The sequence below is a fragment of the Lentihominibacter hominis genome (assembly GCF_014385065.1).
Taxonomy (GTDB): domain Bacteria; phylum Bacillota; class Clostridia; order Peptostreptococcales; family Anaerovoracaceae; genus Lentihominibacter; species Lentihominibacter hominis.
The window spans coordinates 473,050-494,685 of sequence record NZ_JACRTA010000001.1 but is presented as its reverse complement, the minus strand read 5'-3'; the positions used below and the strand labels follow the sequence as shown (position 1 = coordinate 494,685).

The following is a 21,636-nucleotide window of genomic DNA, read 5'->3' as shown; positions in this document are numbered from 1 at the left end:
TATATTTTTTGTGTTTTATTGCTTATACCGAGTTCTGTTATCAGCATGAAGGAAAGGTGATTGAAGATTTATTTATCTCATGATGTGTGATATGCTTTGATATAAGTGAAAAGTGTAGAAGAAAATGATTAGTAGAAGGGGGGATAAGAAATAAAGAATATGAAGATTGATGCTAACGGGGTAGAGATTAGAGTAATGGGCGATGTTATAAACGAAGATGCTTATATCTCTTTGACAGATATAGCTAAATATAAAAATCCAGATAATGCTTTTATTGTGGTAGCAAATTGGATGCGTAACCATTCCACGATTTCGTTTTTGGGATTGTGGGAACAAATCCACAATCCTAATTTTAAACCTATCGAATTCGATAGGTTTAAAGCAGAAGCAGGAGATAATGCGTTTACGCTGACACCGCAGCAATGGATAAAAGCAACAGATGCAATCGGCATTGTATCAAAATCAGGACGATATGGTGGCACTTATGCTCATACGGACATTGCTTTTGAGTTTGCTTCGTGGATTTCTCCAGAATTTAAACTTTATATTATCAAGGATTATCAGCGATTAAAGAAAGATGAAGCAAACAGATTAGCGATTGGATGGGACGTAAAGAGAGAACTATCAAAAATAAATTATCGTATTCATACAGATGCGGTAAAAGAATTTTTGATAACACCTACATTATCTCCGCAGGAAATGGCATATACATACGCTTCTGAAGCGGATATTCTCAATATGGCTTTGTTTGGAAAGACGGCGGCACAATGGAGAAGTGAAAAAGGAATAAACGGGAAAACACCGAATATCAGAGATTTTGCTTCGGCAGAAGAATTAGTTGTGCTTATCAATCTGGAAGATAGTAATGCGGATTTAATAAGACAAGAAGTGCCCAAAATTGAAAGGTTAAAAATATTAAGGGAAAAAGCATATAGGCAATTGGAACTTTTGAAAAAGAACCAAGATACGATTGAGGCACTAAAGAAAAATCTTATTGAAGATACAGAAACAAATAGTTGATTTTATAAGTAAAACTGCTTATAATTGAGTCGGAAGATATTGCTATTATCCGCAGTTACAGAGTGTGTGTTATCAACGCTGATAACAAAACGATAACATTAGCTCATATAGGCAGGATAATATGGATATATCAAATAATCAAAAGAACTACAAACACGACAGAAAATAATCTCTAAACAAAATTGATTAGGTTTTGTCGAGTGGGAATAAATCTCATCTCATGATATTTTAGATAAGTTTACCAAAACGAGCTGCAGTAATAAGTTTTATATTACTTATTCCTGCAGCTCGTTATATGTTTATTCTGGTTATGTTATTATTCATCCCATGATATAGCTTCTACGGGACATGTGTCTATGGCTTGTTGTACTTCGGTTTTGTTTTTATTGTCTACATCTTTGAAGCTTTCTGCTTTTCCTGTATCATCCATTCTGAATATTTCCGGTGCGATATCGGGGCACATGGCGCATCCGATGCAGGCATCCTGATCGACTCTTGCTTTCATTGTCAATACCTCCTTATGATCTGTTTTGGTACGTTTATAATTTATGGTAACCTGTTTTTAGACATATATTCACAGTTTTTAAAAGGTTTTTATTTTTTGCTTATGAATTTTTCAGAAAAGAGTCAGATTTAAATTGATGATTGTGATTTTTAATGATATAGTGGGCATTACAAGAAGTGAAAGAGAGAGCATGAGAATGACAGACAGGATGGAAGCTGTATTTTTTCAATATGGTGAAACGGAGATAGATTATTTGAAGAGAAAGGACAAGAGGCTTGGAGAAGTGATTGATAAAGTAGGGCATATCTATCGTCAGGCGGATACTGATTTGTTTTCTTCTGTCGTCCATCATATTGTTGGTCAGCAGATTTCTACGAAAGCTCAGGAGTCTATCTGGAATAGGATGATCTGTGGTCTGGGAACGGTGAGTGCTGAAACTGTTCTGGCTTGTGGCAGAGATGAACTTCAAAGGTTTGGGATTTCATTCAGAAAGGCAGATTACATATTAAGTGCTGCAGAAAAAGTAATGAGTGGAGAATTTGATCCTGAGAAAATAAAGAAGAAAGATGACGCTGAGGTTATAGAAGAGCTTTCTGCACTTAAAGGAATAGGAGTTTGGACGGCGGAAATGATATTGCTTTTTTGTCTTCAGCGGCCGAATGTTTTTAGTTTTGGCGATCTGGCGATTTTGCGCGGACTGCGGATGCTTTATCACCATAGAGAAATTACGAGAGAAAGGTTCGAACGGTATAGAAAACGGTTCAGTCCTTACTGCAGTGTAGCGAGTTTATACTTGTGGGCAGTGGCGGGAGGGACTGTCGAAGGCATGAGAGATTATGCTCCCGCAGATAAGCACAAGAAATAAAAAGGGTAGTCATATGGCTGCAGGTTATAAGCGCAATGATAAGACTGCTTCGCAGAAACAGATGTTTTGGCGAAGCAGTTTTTTTGTCTGTATTTATACAATTTTAATGCCATTCCCTTTTTTTTAATTTCGTCTTTTTACCTGTTCTGCTAATATATGCACCGTAAGGAGGGATAGGAAATGTCAGACGTGTTAATGATTTTTACACTGCTTGCCGGGTTTGGGCTTATGAAGTTATTTATTAACTGGTGCGGAAGGCAAGTGGATAAAAGTGAGAATACAGAAAGCGAATAAAGGATTTTAATTAAATTGGAGGAATAAAAATGATAGCTTTAGGAATCGTGATAGCAGCTTTGTCGGTATACCTCGTATACGCATTGGTGCATCCGGAAAAACTGTAATTTATTTAGGGGAGGCAAACAATGTTGCAGATTATTTTGACACTATTGATTTTCATTATAGTGGTCATTCCCATGGGGAAATATATGTACCACATTGCGACGAAAAAAAGAACGTTCGCAGATCCTGTTTTCAATAGAATCGATAATGGGATTTATAAAATATGCCGCATAGACAGAAGCGGTATGACATGGAAATCATATGCTGGACATCTTTTGATGACAAATGCGGTAATGATTTTCGTGGGATATTTAATTTTGAGGATACAGAGCGTATTGTTTTTGAATCCTAATGGAATTGAAGGCATGCCTGCTGATCTTTCATTTAATACTATAATAAGTTTTATGACCAATACGAATTTACAGCATTATTCAGGTGAATCAGGTCTTACATATTTAAGTCAGATGGTGGTTATCACCTTTATGATGTTTACATCGGCAGCTTCAGGTTATGCTGCATGTATGGCGTTTTCAAGAGGTATTGCAGGCAAGAAAAAAGGTCTGGGGAATTTCTATGAGGATATGATAAGGATAACTACCAGAATACTTGTTCCGTTTAGTATAATTTTCGGACTTGTTCTCATCTGGCAGGGAGTTCCGCAGACATTCGGAGCAAATTTTACGGTAGAAACAATAACCGGAAAACTTCAGGATTTTGCCACAGGGCCTGTTGCATCTCTTGAAATCATAAAGCATTTGGGTACTAACGGAGGCGGATTCTTTGGCGCAAACTCCACTACACCTTTTGAGAATCCTACTATCATAACGGATATGGTAGAACTGATTTCGATGATGATTCTTCCGGGAGCATGTGTACTTACGTTTGGAAAGATGTGCAAGGACAGGAAACAAGAAAGCCTTGCCCCTGGTGAGGAAAACAGAATCAGGGTAAAAGAACCTATTTTCGGAGGACAGGGAAAGACAGTATTTATCGCTATGAGCGTTATATTTATCATAGGTCTTTCTGTATGTTACATATCTGAACTCAAAGGAAATCCTATACTCGAGTCTGTGGGACTCAGTCAGGACATGGGCAGTATGGAAGGTAAAGAAGTTAGATTTGGTATTGACCAGTCAGCGCTTTTCACTACTACTACGACTTCCTTTACGACAGGTACGGTAAATAATATGCACGACACGCTCACGCCGTTAGGCGGTATGATACCACTTCTGCATATGATGCTTAACTGTGTATTCGGCGGTAAGGGCGTAGGGCTCATGAATATGATAATGTATGTGATACTTGCCGTTTTCCTGTGCGGACTGATGGTAGGACGTACGCCTGAATACCTGGGAAAGAAAATAGAAGGAAGAGAAATGAAGCTTGTGGCTATCTGTCTTATAGTTCATCCTCTTCTCATACTGGGATTCTCGGCTCTTGCTGTAGTAACACAGGCAGGACTTGAAGGAATAACGAATTCGGGATTCCACGGATTATCACAGGTACTTTATGAATTTTCATCATCAGCTGCAAATAATGGTTCCGGGTTTGAGGGACTTGCTGATAACAGTATGTTCTGGAATGTTACTACAGGACTTGCCATGTTCTTCGGCCGTTATATAGCTATAATAGCGCAGTTAGCTATAGCAGGATCGCTGCTGGCAAAGAGACGCGTAAAAGCTTCTATAGGAACTATGCGCACAGATACTGTCGGATTTGCTGTAATAGTGGTAGTGGTAGTATATATTTTCGCTGCCCTTACATTCTTCCCGGCTTTGGCACTGGGACCTATCGCTGAGCATTTGACAGTGTGGTTTTAAATGATTAACTGGATGAAATTATAAGAAAGGGATGTAATAAGCATGTCTAATAAACATCAGAAGACAAAATTCATAACCCGGGAGATCTTGAAGAGCTCTATTATCGGAGCTTTTAAAAAGTTTGACCCGAGGTACATGGTAAAGAATCCCGTGATGTTCGTTGTCGAACTGGGATTTGTCCTCACTTTTGTGATGACCATTTTTCCGGGTATTTTCGGAGATGACGTTTCTCTGGGTTATCTTAGAACATATAACGGTATCGTGTGTGTTATCCTTTTTATCACTGTACTTTTTGCTAATTTCGCAGAGTCGGTAGCCGAAGGACGAGGAAAGGCACAGGCGGCATCGCTTAAGAATACGAAACATGATACAAAGGCTCGTTTAATAGATGAAGACGGAAACGAAACCATAGTGAACGCTTCAGAACTGAAAATGGACGATATAGTTATTGTAAAAGCAGGAGAAGTCATTCCTAATGACGGTGAAGTTATAGAAGGTATTGCTTCTGTAGATGAATCTGCCATTACTGGAGAATCAGCTCCTGTAACGAGAGAAGCGGGAACGGATTTTTCATCAGTAACGGGAGGAACAACAGTTGTCAGCGATTGGCTGAAAATCAGAATAACATCAAAACCGGGAGAATCATTCCTTGATAAGATGATTGCTCTTGTTGAAGGGGCATCAAGACAGAAAACTCCTAACGAGATTGCTCTTAATACCCTTCTGGTTGGACTTACCATAATATTCCTTATAGTAGTAGTTACGCTCTACGCTTTTTCAGGATATTCTGGAGCAGAGATACAGGTTTCAACTATGATAGCTCTTTTGGTATGTTTGATTCCTACTACTATTGGAGCGCTTTTGTCAGCGATAGGTATAGCCGGAATGGACAGGGTGACCAGATTCAATGTAATAGCTATGTCAGGTAAGGCTGTAGAGGCTTGTGGTGATGTTGATACCATGATGCTTGATAAAACAGGAACCATAACATTTGGTAATAGACTGGCAGCTGATTTTTACCCTGTAAAAGGGCAGAAAAAAGAAGATTTGATAGATTTTGCAGTATTAAGTTCTCTGTGTGATCCTACTCCGGAAGGAAAATCAACACTGAAACTGGGAATGCAGCTGGGAACTACAGTAGATACCAAGCAGGCCGGAAAAGATATGGAATTCGTAGAATTCACTGCTCAGACAAGAATGTCAGGAGCAGATACAAAGGACGGCCTGAAGATTAGAAAGGGAGCCGGAGATGCCATCAAAGAGATGGTAAAGGAAAACGGGGGAACGATTCCGGAGGATCTTGACCGTATAATTTCAGAAATATCGTCTCTTGGAGGCACACCGCTTGTAGTATCTGCAGATAATGTGATATATGGCGTTATCTATCTTAAGGATACGGTAAAGCCGGGTCTTGTAGAGAGATTTCAGAGATTGAGAAGCATAGGAATAAAGACAATCATGTGTACAGGAGACAATCCGCTTACGGCAGCTACTATAGCTAAAGAAGCGGGAGTAGATGGGTTCATCGCCGAATGTAAGCCTGAAGATAAAATAGAAGCCATAAAAAAAGAACAGGCAGAAGGAAAGTTGGTGGCTATGACTGGAGACGGCACTAACGATGCTCCGGCGCTGGCTCAGGCAGATGTAGGGCTGGCTATGAATTCCGGTACATCGGCAGCAAAAGAAGCTGCAAACATGGTAGACCTTGATTCTGACCCTACAAAGATACTTGAGGTTGTCGAAATAGGAAAACAGCTTCTTATAACGAGAGGATCACTCACTACTTTCAGTATAGCTAATGATATAGCTAAGTATTTCGCTATTATTCCGGCGATGTTCACAATGGTGATTCCTCAAATGCAGGTACTTAATATAATGGGGCTTTCTACTCCGATGTCAGCCATATTGTCTGCGCTGATATTCAATGCGATAGTAATTCCTTGTCTGATACCTATAGCAATGAAAGGTGTCAAATATAAACCTATGAGTGCTCAGAAGATGCTGACAAAGAATCTCGGTATATACGGCCTTGGCGGAGTAATCGTACCTTTTGTCGGAATAAAACTGATAGACATACTCATTACACCGCTGCTTGCGATGCTGGGTATGTAAAGTAGGAGGAGAAAAAAATGAAAACATTTCTTAAATATTTAAGGAGCGGTTTGATACTTACTGCCATAATGCTTGTGATATGTGGCTTGGCTTATCCTGCTGCAATGACAGGTTTGGGGCAGGCGATCTTCCCTAATCAGGCAAACGGCAGTATGATAACTGCCTCCGGAGAAAAGACTGAGGATCCTGAGAAAGCAGTGGGATCAGCCATAGTAGGGCAGGATTTTTCAGGTGATCAAAGATATTTTCAGGGACGTGTATCAAGTGTAAACTATAATACATATACCAGAGAGCAAGCCGAGAATGGAGAGTACGGCGGAGTTTCATCCGGAAATTTCAATTATGGAGCTTCAAACGAAGAACTTAAGAAAAGAGTAGAAGAAGATATGCAGGAATTTCTGGAAACACATCCGGGAGTGAAAATGGGTGATATCCCGGCAGATCTTCTGACTGCATCAGGATCGGGGCTTGATCCTAATATCACTCCGAAATCCGCTCAAATACAAATCCCGGCAATATCTGCGGCCAGTGGTCTGAGTGAGGAAGAACTGGAGAAGATAGTGAAAGAAAATACTTCGGGAAAAGTCTTGGGAGTATTCGGTCATGAAAGAGTAAATGTGCTTAAATGTAATTTAGCAATAGCCGAAAAAATCGGAGAAATATAAACACCTTCAAAGCAAATAAGCAGATTTCATATCTGCTTATTTGCCTATTTTGTTGTATTTCAGAAAGGAGGTATATATGAGTGACGGAAGAGCCGCTCCTGAAGAATTCCTTGAAAGAATAAGAGCGGAAAAAGCAATTGAGCAAAAGTATGAAAGAGGGAAGCTTAAAATATTTCTGGGCTATGTTGCAGGTACAGGGAAAACTTACGCCATGCTGGAAATGGCACATGTTTTGAAAAAAGAGGGTATAGATGTAGTAGCTGGGTATATAGAGCCTCATGACAGACCGGATACTGTTAAAATGATGGAAGGGATAGAACAGCTGCCTTTTAAAATGGTAGAGTATAAGGGGCATAAGTTCAGAGAATTTGATTTAGATGCAGCTCTTTTGAGAAAACCGAAAGTTATACTTGTAGATGAACTTGCTCATACTAATGTTCCGGGATGCAGACATGAAAAACGGTATCAGGATATAGAGGAACTTTTAGATCATGGTATAAATGTATATACCACTGTGAATATACAACATCTTGAGAGTTTGAATGATGTAGTTGAAAATATAACAGGGGTTGAAGTGAAAGAACGGATACCTGATAGTGTTTTTGACGGAGCAGATCAAGTTAAAATGGTGGATATCGAACCTGAAGAGTTGATCTTAAGAATGAAAGAAGGAAAGATATACCGAAAAACTCAATCTGCAAGGGCTCTTAATAATTTTTTTAAAAAGAACAAGCTGACGGCTTTGAGAGAAATGGCTTTGCGGCGTATGGCAGATAGAGTGAATATGATTGCGGAGCAAGAGAATAAAGCCTGCGGGGATATGAATATTTCTCCCGAAGAGCATGTGATGGTATGCATATCTCCGTCACCTGTGAACGGCAAGGTAATAAGAAAGGCGGCGAGACTTGCTAATTCACTTCATGCTAATTTTACAGCACTTTATATTGAAAACGTAGTGCTGCAGAATATGACATCAAAGAATAAACGACAGCGTGATGCCAATATAAAACTTGCAAGAAAACTCGGCGCAAAAGTGGTGACTGTATTCAGCAATAATATAGCCAGACAGATAGCCGAATATGCTAAGATAAGCCATGTAACTAAAATTGTAATGGGACGGACCAATCATGGATCTTCATTTAGGCAAAACAGCAGAGCATTGTCCAACAGTGTAATGCAGCATGCTCCCGGTCTGGACGTACTTGTAGTATCTGATGAGGATGGCAGAAGAAGACGAAGGCTTTCACTGAATAGCCGTGTGATAGGATATTTTAAAAATGCAAGAATCAGAGATTTTTTTCTTACTGCATTGATCTGTGTTTTAAGCATTGCCATAGGGCTTGGCCTGAGGAATATGGGTTTTTCGGAAGCAAATATTATAATGGTGTATCTGTTTGGAATAATGGTTACTTCCATTTTTACAAGAGGCTATCTTTGTTCGACACTGCAGTCTGTCGTAGGAGTACTTACATTCAATTATTTTTTCGTAATGCCTGTTCATAGTATGGCAGCTGATAACAGTGAATATTATTTGACGTTTGCTATGTTGCTTTCTGTGGGGCTCATAAGTTCATGGTCGCTTTCCAAAGTGCAGAGACAAAATGAAGCTAATGCTAAAAGAGTTTACAGAACGGAAATTTTGCTCAACAACAGCAGACAGCTGAGAAGGAGTTTCTCTAGGCAGGAAGTCGGTGAAGAACTGGCCTCTCAGATACAGAAACTTTTGATGCTTACAGTTTTGTTTTATACTAAAGTGGATGGAATCTGTCAGGATCCGTATATTTTTTTCAGAAAAGATCTTGATAGTGATATTTATGAAGAACTTAAAGAAAAATATACTGATATAAGAGAACAGTCAGTTGTTTCGTGGGTATTTGAAAATGGTCATCGTGCCGGATGTACGACTCATACACTTCCGGATGCGGAGGCTATATATCTGCCGGTTATGGATGGCGAAAAAGTTTTGGCAGTCGTAGGTATGGTACTGGAGGAAAGACGTGAGATAGGAAGTTTTAAATATGATATAATATCAGCTATATTAAATGAGGCGGCATTTGTACTTGAACGTATTGAACGAATAGAGACGGCAAAGAGGGATGGAAGCAAGGAAGTTAATTCATGATATAAATACCGAAGTTCAGATACCCTGCGAAAGCTACCCAAAGAAGATATGGGAGTAAAAGCCATGCAGCCGGTTTTGATATTTTACTGAATAAAATCATGGTAATCAGTATGAGTATCCACAGCAGGACAAGCCATATAAATGATATGAGATATAATTCAAAATTGAAAAATATAATAGGCCAGAAGAAATTAAAAACAAGCTGTATCATATAGAAAGCGGCGGCAGAACCGTGGGGCTTGGAGGAATTCATCACAAGATAAGATGCGATTCCCATCAGAATGTAAAGTATGGTCCACATCACCGGAAAAAGCCACCCCGGAGGAGACAGCGGCGGCTTGTCGATGGCGCTGAAAGTTTCACTTCCGCCTCGGGTTATTATTGCGGCAATGCTTCCTATGGACAGTGGTATAAGTATACATATTATTAATCTTTTCCAATGTATTTTCATAAAAACACCTCACAATATGGTTATTATATGATTTAAAATATTTTCTATTCATGCTGCTGCGAATTCGGCGGGGAAACAACAGCAAATTATGGTAAGTAATGAAATTGCAGAATAGCAGGGATAGCGATCTGATAAAACCTGGGATAAAATCCGTGCAGGATTTGCAAGATTTTATTTCAGGTTTTGTTGACTTTGGCAAAAAATCGTTTTATCATTTAGTTAGTTAAAACTAATTAGATTGAATAAAAGGAGGTATGCCATGGATGTTGCAGAATTTAAAGCTGTTTCACATGACTATATTAATGGAGATCATCAATTAAAGGCGTTAGACGGAATGGGCAGTCCAATTGAAGGTATAATTATAGTGAAAAGCAAAGATATATTTTGCTTTTCGACAGATGAATTGCCCCAATGATAGAAAGGCAGACTGGGAATGGGAACGATAGTTTATTTAATTGACTGCAGTATATTTGAATTATCCGGATCTTTGTACAGTAGATGTTATCGTATTTGTCCTGAAGATAGAAGATGTAAAATAGATCGGTATTCAGAGGCAAAAGATAAACAGCTATCACTGGCAGTATATATGTTGTTTGCATTTGGAATATATGATATATACGGATCGCGTTTTGTTCCGGAGATATGTATACACAAAGGAGGAAAACCGTATATAGGTGTCAATGGGATCTGTTTTAATTTTTCGCACAGCGGAAGCTGCTCGGCCTGTGGTTTTTCTGAGTTGGATATAGGAGTGGATATAGAACAAGGAAAAGAAGATATGTCTCAGAGAGAGATAAGATGCAAAGGATGTATGGAAGCGTATGGGAAGCAGTCGGCAGACGGATATGCAGAAAGACTGGATGAAGAGGATTTTGCTCATGTATTGTGGGATGGATGGCACGATTGTATTGGAAAGAATATCTTTTCAAAGGCAGTCGGGAATTATATTCTGTCTGTATGTACTGTGAACAAAGATATCAGTATTATCAAGCTTGATGAGACTCATATGCATGATTATCTGGCAAAGGTAGGTGACAGTATCAGATAAAGATAGGAAAAATCTTTATTGGAGTGACAGTCTTTTCATGATATAGTAAAGTCAATATTACTTTAAAGATAAGGAGGTATTCATATGGATGATGTATTGATGAAAAAAGAAGGAAATGTAGCCATCATCACGTTGGATCGCCCTGAAGTTTTGAACGCATTTCGGTCAAAAACACTGGAAGAATTGACGTATTCAATAAGGGCGGCAGGCAAAGATCCGGATATATATGCGATTATTTTGAATAGTTCTATTGACCGTTCGTTTACAGCAGGAGGAGATATAAAGGAAGAAAGTCTTCTGACAAAGGAAACGGCTTATGAATTTTCAAAGAGAGGGCAGGATTGTGCAATGTCTATATATAACAGTCCGGTTCCTGTTATAGCAGCTATTGACGGTTATGCGCTGGGCGGAGGAATGGAACTTATACTTGCTTCAGATATCACCGTTGCTGCGAAAACAGCGAAAATAGGTATCCCTACTGTGAACCTTGGCGGCATCCCTTGCTGGACAGCCACGCAGCTTCTTCCAAGACTGGTAGGACCTTCATGTGCATCTGATATTTTGCTGACGGGAAGGATAATGAGCGCAGAAGAATGTTATAGTCTTCATCTGGTGGAATATATAACTGAAAAAGAGAATCTCATGAGTAAAGCAATGGAGGTGGCCGGTATTATAGCAGATAAGTCTCCTAATGCGATACGGCTCATGAGGCAGTCGGTGAAACAGGGGCTTGAGCTGCCTCTTTGTGATGCGCTTGAATTAGAAAGACAATTGTTTACGCAGTGTTATGACAGCCCTGACAGAGCGGAAGCAACATCTGCATTTCTGCAAAAGCGTCCGCATAAGCCATACAGAAACCGTTCGTGAATATATCAAAGCGGATAAAATATGTCGTCTGACTGTATGTCATCTGACTGATAAAAATCACTTGCAGACAGATACGTGCATAGGAATCTTTGATTCTATTATGCACACTTTTTTTATTCCCATAACCGTGATATAATGACAAAGTTCGAGAAAAAAACTGATATGAGATCAAAAAAGGATGGTATCAATATATGGAGAAGCATTTAAGGCAGACGATAGATTATCCCTATACATTGATGTATGAAGAGGTATATAAGGCAGCAAGGAATAAACCTGACGTGTCAGCCTATGAATTTCAGGGGAAAAAGACAAGGTATGAAGATTTTGTAAAAAAGATAGAAACGGTGGCAGGAGGTTTTTCTTCGATAGGTATAGGAAAGGGTGACAGAGTTACTATATGCATGCCTAATACACCTCAGGCCGTAGACAGCTTTTATGCTCTGAACAGAGCAGGTGCAGTATCGGTGATGATACATCCCCTGTCAGCTGTCGAAGAAATAGAGTTTTATCTGTCGAAAACTGACAGTAAGGCTATAGTCACATTGAACCTTTTTTATGAAAAGATAAAGAGCGCCGTGGAAAATACAGGGATGTCTATAAAGATTATAGTGGCGGACATAAAGGATGAACTGCCATTTCCTAAGAATGCGCTGTATCCTTTGACGGTCAAAGGCAAGACAAGAATAAAGTATGACAGCCGAACAGTATTTAAATGGAGTAATTTTGTCAGGGAGGGACATAAAAAAGGCGCCCCTGAAAAGCCTGATAATAAATATGATGATGAAGCTGTGATTTTGTTCAGCGGAGGCACCACCGGAAAGACTAAGGGAATACAGCTTACTAATCTCAACTTAAATGCGCTGGCGCTGCAGACAGGAGTAGCTGCGGGATTCTCACTGGATGGATTGAGAATGCTTTCGGTGATGCCTCTTTTTCATGGATTCGGACTTGGCATAGGAATACATACTGCGCTGATTCACGGGGGTACGTGTATATTGGTTCCCCAGTTTTCTGTAGAGACTTATGCCAGACTTATAAAAAAGGAAAAACCTAATGTGCTTCCCGGTGTTCCTACTCTTTTTGAAGCTCTTCTCAGAACAGACGGATTGCAGGGCTTTGATATGTCATTTATAAGGGGAATGTTTTGTGGGGGAGATTCACTGTCAATAGAACTGAAGAAAAAGGTGGATGAATTTCTGAGGGAACATAATTCTTCAATACAGATACGCGAAGGATACGGGACTACAGAGTGTGTGACAGCCAGCTGTCTGACCCCATATGATTATTATAAGGAAGGCAGCATAGGAATACCTTTTCCGGATACATATTATAAGATAGTAAAAGTAGACACCAACGAAAAGCTTCCGCCTAATCATGACGGAGAGATCTGTATAAGCGGTCCTTCGGTGATGAGAGGATATCTTGACGATCCTGATGAGACTGCAAGAACCTTGAGACCGCATGGCGACGGCAGGATATGGCTTCATACCGGAGACATGGGAATGATGGACGAGGAGGGTTTTGTATATTTTAGGCAGAGGCTGAAACGCATCATTATAGTTTCGGGATATAATATATACCCTTCACAGGTGGAGAATGCCATAGATGCACATCCTGACGTTATGTATTCCTGCGCTATAGGGATTCCGGATAAGTATAAGATGCATAAGGTAAAAGCTTTTGTTGTTTTGAGAGAAGGCGTAGAACCTAGTGAAAAAATAAAAGAAGAGATTCTTGAAAACTGCAGAAAAAAGGTGTTCAGATTCGGAGTTCCCTCTGAGATAGAATTTCGCAGAGAATTGCCTAAAACATTAGTGGGAAAAGTTGCGTACAGGGTTTTAGAGGACGAAGTAAATGAAAGCGTAAGGTGACATGGAAAAGACACGGAAGAAAAGAAAACGAGGCGACAGAAAAGACGGAACATGGATAAAGGATATAGACGGTATTCATGGAATAATGCCGTATCTGATGCCCCAGAGATGTGAATCAGAGGTCTATATACAGGAGACGATAGATGTCACAAATATGATGAGATATATAGAAGCCAGAAACAGAAGGGATGATCCCGAGAAACTAACGCCTTTCCATGTGCTGGCGACAGCTGTTGCTAAGATAATGTACCACCGGCCGAAACTTAATGTATTCATATCAGGAAAAAGATTTTACCAGCGAAATAAGATGACGCTGGCTTTTATAGTAAAACGTAAATTTGAAGATGATGCGGAGGAATCTTTGCTTATCACTGAAGTGACAGGAGAGACTACTCTGGAAAAAATGAGAAAAAGGATTGTAGGAGATGCTGCACAAGTCAGAGAGAAAGGCGGCAATGATATAAATGATCTGTTGGATAAGCTGGCGAAACTTCCAAGATGTGTTATGAGATTCGCTATGTGTATTTTCAGATTCCTGGATTTTCACGGATGGATGCCGGAGAGTATATGTCGGGGAGACAGCAATTATGCCACTGTGCTGCTTTCAAATCTGGGAAGTATTAAATGTAATGCTGCCTATCATCATTTGAATAATTACGGAACTAATTCTATTGTTATAACTATAGGAAAGATACATAAAGAGCAGGTCATAGATCTTCAGGGTAACGTATCTGTGAGAGATGTGGTAACTCTGGGAGCTACAGCTGATGAGAGAATAGCTGACGGATTTTATTTTGCAAAGTCACTGCGAATACTGGAACAGATATTGGAGCAGCCGGAACTGCTGGAAAGACCTGTAAGCACAAGCGTGTCAGGAAGAGAAGAATAAGAAGCGCTGCTGTTTTGGGGATTAGGTTTTTATGGAACAAGCAACTTGCTGATGCGATCTGCGGCGGCATTTGCTGAGGAATAGGCAAATTGGAGGTTATACCCTCCTGTGATTCCGTCGATATCGAGAGCTTCTCCTATTATGAATATGTTTGGATTTTTTACAGCTTCCATTGAAGAAGGATTTATTTGAGAGAGCTCTATACCGCCGCAGGTACACATGGCTTTGTTAAATCCTGATGTGGATAATATCTCAAAGGACTCACCGGTTAGCTGACCGGCGAGTTTTTTTAATGAGGTTCCGTATCGTTTTTCAAGTAGGCGGGAAAACCTTTTGGGGAGTGAGAATTCCTCCGAAATCACGGTTGACAGCTCGGCATTAGTTTTATGAGCCGCTTTTTTCAGTCTGAGAAGTGCATCTTCATAGCTGAGAGAACCGAGATAATTTATCTTGAGTTCATCTCCGGCAGATGCATATTTTGATACATTCAGTACAGCCGGACCGGAAAAATCTTTATGAGTAAACAGAAGCCCGCCGCAGTTCTGTATATTCTTATACCCTTTATTGAGAATGGTAACAATGCTGTTTTTGAAGGAAATTCCCGAAAGTTCTCCGTAAGGATAGGCTTTTACCTGTATGGGAGCAAGAGCTGGTTTAAGTCGAGTTGATGTCAGATTCAGATCACGTTTAAGGACTGTAAACATAGAGCCGTCTGAACCTGTGGATGGATAAGAGCATCCTCCTGAAGCAATTACCAGCGTTTTACAGATGAAGTTATTGCTTCCGGAGAAGATCTTCCAGCCTTGTTCACATTTTGTTATATTTTCCACAGGACTTTCAAAGTTAATGGAAAATCCGTTTTTTTCTGTTTTGTCCAAAAGCATATCAAGTATGTGATGAGCGTTCATAGAAGCGGGAAATACTTTACCGTCATCACGTGTTATTGTTTTGATTCCGTTATTTTTAAGAAATTCCATGAGGGAGATATTATTGTATTTATAAAGACATTTTCTGATTTTGCGTCCGTTGTCACCATAGCAGGAGATGAAATCTTTTATGGACCCGGCATGTGTTATATTACATTGGCCGCTGCCGCTCATCAGCAGCTTGAGACCCGGATATTTTGATTTTTCAAGTATAAGTCCTTTGAGGGGATGGCTTACGGAGGCGGCGCAGAAAAGTCCGGAGGCGCCGGCCCCTGTTATTATACAGTCATATATCATATCAGTATCTTTCCTTTCTTGGACTATTATAACATATGGAAGCCTGCTTATGGATGGGTTTGCATCTTTCTGTTTTTGTCAGAAAAAAAGAGAAATGATATCGAGGTGTACATATACTGGCGTTTCGCCCCAATATAGAGTATACTTAAAAAAAAGAGCGGAGGATGATGTGAAAAAAGATATATCGGGAACGATTAAACGAGCTGACAGATTTAGAGTTATACTTGTGGGAGAAGGTATTCTTGTAGGAGCAGTTGCCGGTGTGACAGTGATTCTGTACAGAATAGCTCTGGAAAATGCCGGGCGATGGCTTACATCCATAATTGATTTTGCATCTCGGAGTCTGTTTTATATGGTAGGTTGGTTTGCTGTGCTTGTGCTGATGGCTTTTGTTGTAGGAAAGCTGTTATCTTATGAACCTCTCATATCAGGAAGCGGTATACCGCAGGTAGAAGGTGAAGTTGTCGGTAAGCTTCAGCAGAACTGGTGGAGGGTACTTTCTGCTAAATTTGCCGGAGGGTTTTTATGTATGCTGGGAGGGCTGGCTCTGGGAAGGGAAGGCCCGTCTATACAGCTTGGAGCCATGGCAGGAAAAGGCGTCTCCAGAAAGCTTGACAGGGGGAAGACAGAGGAACATTTTCTTATAACTTGCGGAGCAAGCGCAGGGCTTGCAGCGGCATTTCATGCTCCTTTGGCAGGTGTAATGTTTTCTCTTGAAGAGATACATAAGAATTTTTCGGTATCTGTACTTACTTCTGTGATGACAGCATCACTGACGGCTGATATTTTAAGTACGCTGGTTTTGGGGACTGATTCGGTGTTCAGATTTGAAATAGTTGATTCTATACCGATAAGATATTATTGGATGATCGTATTGCTTGGTATTATCTTAGGTGTTTTGGGAGCTTTTTACAACTGGTTTACGTTAAAAGCTCAGGCTCTTTACGGTAAGATAAAGACAGAGGGGCATACAGTAAAGATAATGATTCCGTTTTTATGTGCAGGAGCGTTGGGATTTACGGCTCCTGAGCTTTTGGGAAGTGGACATGACCTCATAGAACAGCTTACTAATACTGATATGGTGCTTGGGACTATAGTATTTATATTGGTGGGAAGATTTCTGTTTTCTGCGTTAAGTTTCGGATCAGGTGCGCCTGGGGGAATATTCTTTCCGCTGTTGGTGATAGGGGGATTTATAGGAGGGGCATTCGCAAAGACAGGTGTTGAATTTTTTGGGCTTGATCCTATATATGTGAATAATTTTGTATTGATTTCTATGGCGGGTTATTTTTCTGCTATAGTCAGAGCGCCCCTTACAGGTATAATTCTTATTTTTGAGATGACGGGGAATATGAGTCATATGCTGTCATTATCAACTATTTCTGTAGTGGCTTACATAGTGGCTACACTTCTGGGATCAAGACCTATATATGAAAGCCTTTTGGAAAGATTGATAGAAAAGAACGGAGATACATCTCAGGATGATAATAATGTAAAGCAGAAGATATTGAGTAATTTTGTTGTCAAAAAAGGGTCTAAGCCGGACGGATGTCTTATAAAGGATGTTCATTGGCCCGATAATTGTCTTCTTGTGGCAATACAGCGGGGAGCAAGGGAACTTATCCCTAAAGGAAAGACAAAGCTGATTGCCGGGGATATCATAGTAACTATGACTGATGAGAGAGATATGGCAGCTGTACATGAGAAGATGGAGGAACTGTGCAGAGGATTTTGACAGAAAAGAACATCTGAAGCGGTCAATTCATACAATGAGAATAAGGTTCAGGTAATGAGACGATAATATACGATAAAGAATAATTGGCAGAACAGTGGAATTTCAAAGAAATGAGGTTTATTATGCAGTTGAGGAAGCTTTGTGAAAATGTTGAGTATACCATCGTACAGGGAGAGCTGGATGTCCGCGCGGAAGATATAATTTACGATTCCAGAAAGGTGGTCCCCGGTTCTGTATTTGTGTGTCTGGTAGGAGCAGTTACCGATGGTCACAAGTATATTGCTGATGCTGTGGAAAAGGGAGCGTCGGCAATAGTTGTAGAGAGGACTGAAGATTTAAAAGATGTACCGAAAGCCATAACGGTTATACAGGTAAAATCTTCCAGAAAAGCGCTGGCTTATATGGCGGCAGCATATTTTGACTATCCTGCCCGCAAGCTGACGACTATAGGGCTGACCGGAACGAAAGGCAAGACCACCATCACATATATCATTAAAGATGTAATAGAACAGGCGGGCAGAAAAGCCGGTCTCATAGGTACTATAGCTACTGTGATAGGCGATCAGATTATTCCTGCGAAAAATACTACACCTGAATCATATGAGATACACAAATCCATGGCTGAGATGGTAGAAGCAGGATGTCAGTATATGGTGATGGAAGTTTCCTCTCAGGGACTCAAACTTGACAGAACTGCAGGTATCATTTTTGATTATGGAGTATTTACCAATTTATCTCCTGATCATATAGGTCCGGCTGAGCATGAGGATTTTGAGGAATACCTCAGCTGCAAAAGCATGTTGTTCAGACAGTGCGATACCGGCATAATCAATATAGATGATAAGTATGCGGAACAGATATTGCAGAGGCATACATGTTCCGTAGTTACATTTTCAGCTGAAAAAGAGGCCGATCTTAAAGCTTATGATATAAAGTTTCTCAATGAGGATGGGCGTCTGGGAATGAGTTTTAAAACATCCGGATTGATGAATTGTCAGGCAAAAATACACATCCCGGGAAAATTTTCCGTATATAATGCGCTTACTACAATGGCTGTATGCAGTAAACTGGGGATTTCCGATGAATCTATTCTTGCAGGTCTTGAAGATGTTCAGGTTAAAGGGCGTGTTGAAATGATTCCTGTTTCAAAGGATTTCAGTGTTATCATAGATTATGCGCATAATGAGGTTAGTACCAGAAGCGTTTTAGAAACGCTGCTGCAGTATAAGCCAACAAGACTTATCGCAGTATATGGCTGCGGAGGGAACCGTTCCAAAGTGAGAAGATATGATATTGGTGAGGTAACCGGCCAGCTGGCTGATCTCAGTATTTTGACAAGCGACAATCCTCGCTTTGAAAAAGTATCTGACATAAACAATGATATTAAAGAAGGGCTTGCCAGAAGCAGCGGCAAATATATAGAGATTGAAGATCGCAAAGAGGCTATAGCCTATGCTATAACAAATGCCCAACCGGGGGATATGATTATAATGCTGGGGAAGGGTCACGAGGATTATGTAGAAATAGAAGGTGTGAAATACCATTTTTCAGAACATGAGGCGATACGTGAGATAGTCTCGGAGATAAGGACCGGAAAACGACAGATGAAAAATGCTGTGAGATTGATCTGAGTAAACCCTTTCAGACTATGTCTGCTTAATGATAAAAAGGCGAAACCGGAAATGTTTTATTAAACGGCACAGTTTTAAAACTATGCCGTTTATTTATTTTTTGCAGAGCATTTGTACAAGGCTTATTTATCCTATTGCTGATCCTTAATAAATTCTTAAAAAAGTGTAAGCAGTTAATTAATGGCACTGATATATGCCATATGTTATAATTCTATTTATAAGGAGGTATTTTGTAGTGATACAGCTAAAAAATGTTTCAAAATACTATTACAGTAAAGGCATGATCGCCAGCGGAATATCAAAAGTCAATCTTACCTTTGATATAGGAGAATTTGTGGTGATTACCGGCGAGTCCGGCAGTGGCAAAACAACTCTTCTCAATGTCATTTCAGGGCTGGATTCATATGAAGAAGGCGAAATGTATATAGACGGAAAAGAGACGAGTCATTATCTGGCTTCAGATTTTGAGGAGTACAGAAAAAAGTATATAGGTAACATATTTCAGCATTTCAATCTTGTAAACAGTTATACTGTATATCAGAATGTAGAGTTGATTCTTCTTGTAAACGGTTATTCCAGAGAAGAAATAAAGAAAAGAGTTCCCGATATAATAAGGCGTGTAGGTCTTGAACCATATACCAGGACAAAAGTATCAAAGCTTTCGGGCGGGCAGAAACAGAGAGTGGCTATAGCAAGAGCGCTGGCAAAGGATACGGACATAATAGTTGCTGATGAGCCCACAGGGAATCTGGACAGCGTTTCTGCTGAAGGTATCGTGGAGCTTCTAAGTGAGATCGCTCATGATAAGCTGGTAATCGTTGTGACTCATAATTATGATCAGTTTGCTCAATATGCCACAAGAAAGATAAAGATGCATGACGGTAATGTGGCAGAAGATCTTTATATAAACACAGATGCTCAGGCGGTATATTCAGATAGTGGGATCACGCAGATGGCATCAGAATCTGAACGTATTGATAAGGACATAACAGCAGGAAGTAAAGTAAGATTGGGAGTAAGGAATACCTTTAATATTTTTCCAAAGTTTATGCTTATGCTTGTCGTGTTTCTGTTTGTGGTTTTTTCTGTGACATCACAGTATACAACTTTTCGAAATCAGGAGGAAGAAGAGGATAAGCTGGGATATAACGAGTATTTTTACAATTACAGTGAAGACCGAGTAGTTCTGAAAAAAACAGATGGTTCAGCTTTTACAGAAGATGATTTCAGGGCTATAAGTAACGTTTCCAATGTAGAGTCCATATCAGCAAATGATATTCTTCTGGATGTGCCTCTTTACATAGAAGACAATGAGTTTTCTTATGAAGTTTACCCTAAGTCATTGGGTGAGTTCGATGAACCTCTGGTTGCAGGAAGGTTGCCTGAGGCAGATAATGAGGTGATATTCACTGCCGTAAAGGATGACTTTGATACGGGAATGTTGGAGAGGATTCTTGAAAAGAGTTTCAAGATAAATCTGGGCGAGGATAAAGAACTGAATGTGACGGTAGTAGGCTTTGCGTATAAGCCGCAGAGCAGCAATAGCTTTATGTATTCGGGAGATCTGTTTGCGTCGGACCAGCTTATGAGTACCATGCTGACAGAGACTTATAATTATAACAGTACTGTCAGGACTTCCATAAATGGCAAAGAACAGCAGTATCAGGAAGGCAATGCCTTTTACAGAATAGTACCGAACAGTCATGTGGAGTCAGGAAAAGCCATTGCTTCGGAGGAGATAAATAATTTTTATGATAAAGGCGATGCTAAAGGCAAGACGATAACCGTAACGGCAGAGAATATATTTTATACGCAGTCAGTGGATCTGAAAGTTTCCGATACTTATAACAAAAAAACTTTTGAAAAAAAGACGGGCGTGTCGGACTATGATTCCAATAACGGAACGATATATGTGAATCAAGCCGATTATGATACACTGTTTAATAAAGGGAATTTTCAAGCTTCCGTATATGTAAAGGACGTCAAGGAAATGGATCAGACACTGGAAGCTTTGAGTACGATGGGGTATGTAACTCTTCCTCTTAAGGACATACTGATAAACATGTTCAATGAACTTACATCTATAATCAGAGTTCCGATGACTGTGATCCTTATAGTAGCATTGTTCTTTATCGCTTACTTTGTGATAAGACTCATATTAAAATCAAGATCGGCATATTTCAGTATATTGAGGATGCTTGGGCTTGCCAAGAGAAATATAAGAAGGATTTTGGATGTGGAAATGCTGCTGATTGTGAATATAGCTTATGCTGTTTTTTTGGCATGTGTCATATCAGTAAATACAGGCCTGATAAATATTCAGTATATTACTAATCTTGTACAATATATGAGGATAACAGACTATATAGTTTTGTATGTTGTTTTATCTTTAATGGCATATCTCATATCAGGGAAATTTGCCAGAAGTCTTTTCAAGAAAACGGCTATGGGTACATATAGAGAGGAGGACTAA

At 39.8% G+C, this 21,636-nt stretch carries 18 protein-coding genes; 15 read left to right on the top strand and 3 right to left on the bottom strand.

All coding sequences use genetic code 11. From position 1 onward, the window contains the following. Positions 1 to 159: 159 nt before the first annotated feature. Positions 160 to 1,020 carry a KilA-N domain-containing protein gene (locus H8692_RS02330; protein WP_187524919.1) on the top strand — a complete coding sequence of 287 codons (861 nt, stop codon included), beginning with the start codon at positions 160 to 162 and terminating at the stop codon, positions 1,018 to 1,020. Between the two features lie 316 nt (positions 1,021 to 1,336). Here H8692_RS02330 and H8692_RS02325 read toward each other — a convergent pair whose 3' ends face one another. After that, positions 1,337 to 1,525 (bottom strand): ferredoxin, encoded by a 189-nt coding sequence (locus tag H8692_RS02325; RefSeq protein ID WP_187524918.1) that lies wholly within the window; start codon positions 1,523 to 1,525, stop codon positions 1,337 to 1,339. A gap of 142 nt (positions 1,526 to 1,667) precedes the next feature. On the opposite strand from H8692_RS02325, the gene H8692_RS02320 reads away from it, so the two are divergent. The 6 genes from H8692_RS02320 (at position 1,668) to H8692_RS02295 (ending at position 9,448) form a co-directional block, all read left to right on the top strand. Further along, positions 1,668 to 2,390: a DNA-3-methyladenine glycosylase family protein gene (locus H8692_RS02320; protein ID WP_465250882.1), complete on the top strand. Its 723-nt coding sequence runs from the start codon at positions 1,668 to 1,670 to the stop codon at positions 2,388 to 2,390. Between the two features lie 323 nt (positions 2,391 to 2,713). After that, on the top strand, positions 2,714 to 2,791 hold the full coding sequence (kdpF, locus tag H8692_RS10980) for a K(+)-transporting ATPase subunit F (RefSeq protein WP_187525119.1): 78 nt from the start codon (positions 2,714 to 2,716) through the stop codon (positions 2,789 to 2,791). Positions 2,792 to 2,812: 21 nt separating this feature from the next. After that, positions 2,813 to 4,549: a potassium-transporting ATPase subunit KdpA gene (locus H8692_RS02310; protein WP_187524917.1), complete on the top strand. Its 1,737-nt coding sequence runs from the start codon at positions 2,813 to 2,815 to the stop codon at positions 4,547 to 4,549. 42 nt (positions 4,550 to 4,591) lie between these two features. Further along, a complete protein-coding gene (kdpB, locus tag H8692_RS02305; RefSeq protein ID WP_187524916.1) occupies positions 4,592 to 6,661 on the top strand; it encodes a potassium-transporting ATPase subunit KdpB in 2,070 nt (689 codons plus the stop codon). 17 nt (positions 6,662 to 6,678) lie between these two features. Then, complete coding sequence (gene kdpC, locus H8692_RS02300; protein ID WP_187524915.1) at positions 6,679 to 7,326, top strand: potassium-transporting ATPase subunit KdpC; 648 nt, start codon at positions 6,679 to 6,681, stop codon at positions 7,324 to 7,326. Positions 7,327 to 7,402: 76 nt separating this feature from the next. Further along, on the top strand, positions 7,403 to 9,448 hold the full coding sequence (locus H8692_RS02295) for a DUF4118 domain-containing protein (protein ID WP_187524914.1): 2,046 nt from the start codon (positions 7,403 to 7,405) through the stop codon (positions 9,446 to 9,448). Here H8692_RS02295 and H8692_RS02290 read toward each other — a convergent pair. Continuing rightward, positions 9,438 to 9,899, bottom strand: coding sequence for a TspO/MBR family protein (locus H8692_RS02290; protein ID WP_187524913.1), 462 nt, complete (start codon positions 9,897 to 9,899; stop codon positions 9,438 to 9,440). The two genes, H8692_RS02295 and H8692_RS02290, sit on opposite strands and share 11 nt — an antisense overlap. Positions 9,900 to 10,158: 259 nt before the next feature. Here H8692_RS02290 and H8692_RS02285 point away from each other — a divergent pair, with 259 nt between their 5' ends. From H8692_RS02285 to H8692_RS02265, 5 genes are all read left to right on the top strand, one after another. Further along, on the top strand, positions 10,159 to 10,314 hold the full coding sequence (locus tag H8692_RS02285; RefSeq protein ID WP_187524912.1) for a hypothetical protein: 156 nt from the start codon (positions 10,159 to 10,161) through the stop codon (positions 10,312 to 10,314). An 18-nt stretch (positions 10,315 to 10,332) separates the two neighbouring features. Continuing rightward, a complete protein-coding gene (locus H8692_RS02280; protein ID WP_187524911.1) occupies positions 10,333 to 10,947 on the top strand; it encodes a 4'-phosphopantetheinyl transferase family protein in 615 nt (204 codons plus the stop codon). Positions 10,948 to 11,031: 84 nt separating this feature from the next. Further along, a complete protein-coding gene (locus tag H8692_RS02275) occupies positions 11,032 to 11,814 on the top strand; it encodes an enoyl-CoA hydratase/isomerase family protein (protein WP_187524910.1) in 783 nt (260 codons plus the stop codon). Between the two features lie 191 nt (positions 11,815 to 12,005). Next, complete coding sequence (locus H8692_RS02270; RefSeq protein ID WP_187524909.1) at positions 12,006 to 13,685, top strand: class I adenylate-forming enzyme family protein; 1,680 nt, start codon at positions 12,006 to 12,008, stop codon at positions 13,683 to 13,685. 1 nt (position 13,686) lies between these two features. Next, positions 13,687 to 14,574, top strand: coding sequence for a 2-oxo acid dehydrogenase subunit E2 (locus H8692_RS02265; RefSeq protein WP_187524908.1), 888 nt, complete (start codon positions 13,687 to 13,689; stop codon positions 14,572 to 14,574). Positions 14,575 to 14,603: 29 nt separating this feature from the next. Here the strand turns inward: H8692_RS02265 and H8692_RS02260 are convergent, their stop codons facing one another. Continuing rightward, on the bottom strand, positions 14,604 to 15,797 hold the full coding sequence (locus H8692_RS02260; RefSeq protein WP_187524907.1) for a BaiN/RdsA family NAD(P)/FAD-dependent oxidoreductase: 1,194 nt from the start codon (positions 15,795 to 15,797) through the stop codon (positions 14,604 to 14,606). 169 nt (positions 15,798 to 15,966) lie between these two features. Between H8692_RS02260 and H8692_RS02255 the strand changes: the two genes are divergently transcribed. The 3 genes from H8692_RS02255 (at position 15,967) to H8692_RS02245 (ending at position 21,636) form a co-directional block, all read left to right on the top strand. Further along, complete coding sequence (locus tag H8692_RS02255) at positions 15,967 to 17,532, top strand: chloride channel protein (RefSeq protein ID WP_187524906.1); 1,566 nt, start codon at positions 15,967 to 15,969, stop codon at positions 17,530 to 17,532. An 83-nt stretch (positions 17,533 to 17,615) separates the two neighbouring features. Then, on the top strand, positions 17,616 to 19,163 hold the full coding sequence (locus H8692_RS02250; protein ID WP_346727722.1) for a UDP-N-acetylmuramoyl-L-alanyl-D-glutamate--2,6-diaminopimelate ligase: 1,548 nt from the start codon (positions 17,616 to 17,618) through the stop codon (positions 19,161 to 19,163). A 235-nt stretch (positions 19,164 to 19,398) separates the two neighbouring features. Continuing rightward, the gene (locus tag H8692_RS02245; protein WP_177267601.1) at positions 19,399 to 21,636 is read left to right on the top strand and encodes an ATP-binding cassette domain-containing protein; all 2,238 of its coding nucleotides are present in this window, start codon (positions 19,399 to 19,401) and stop codon (positions 21,634 to 21,636) included.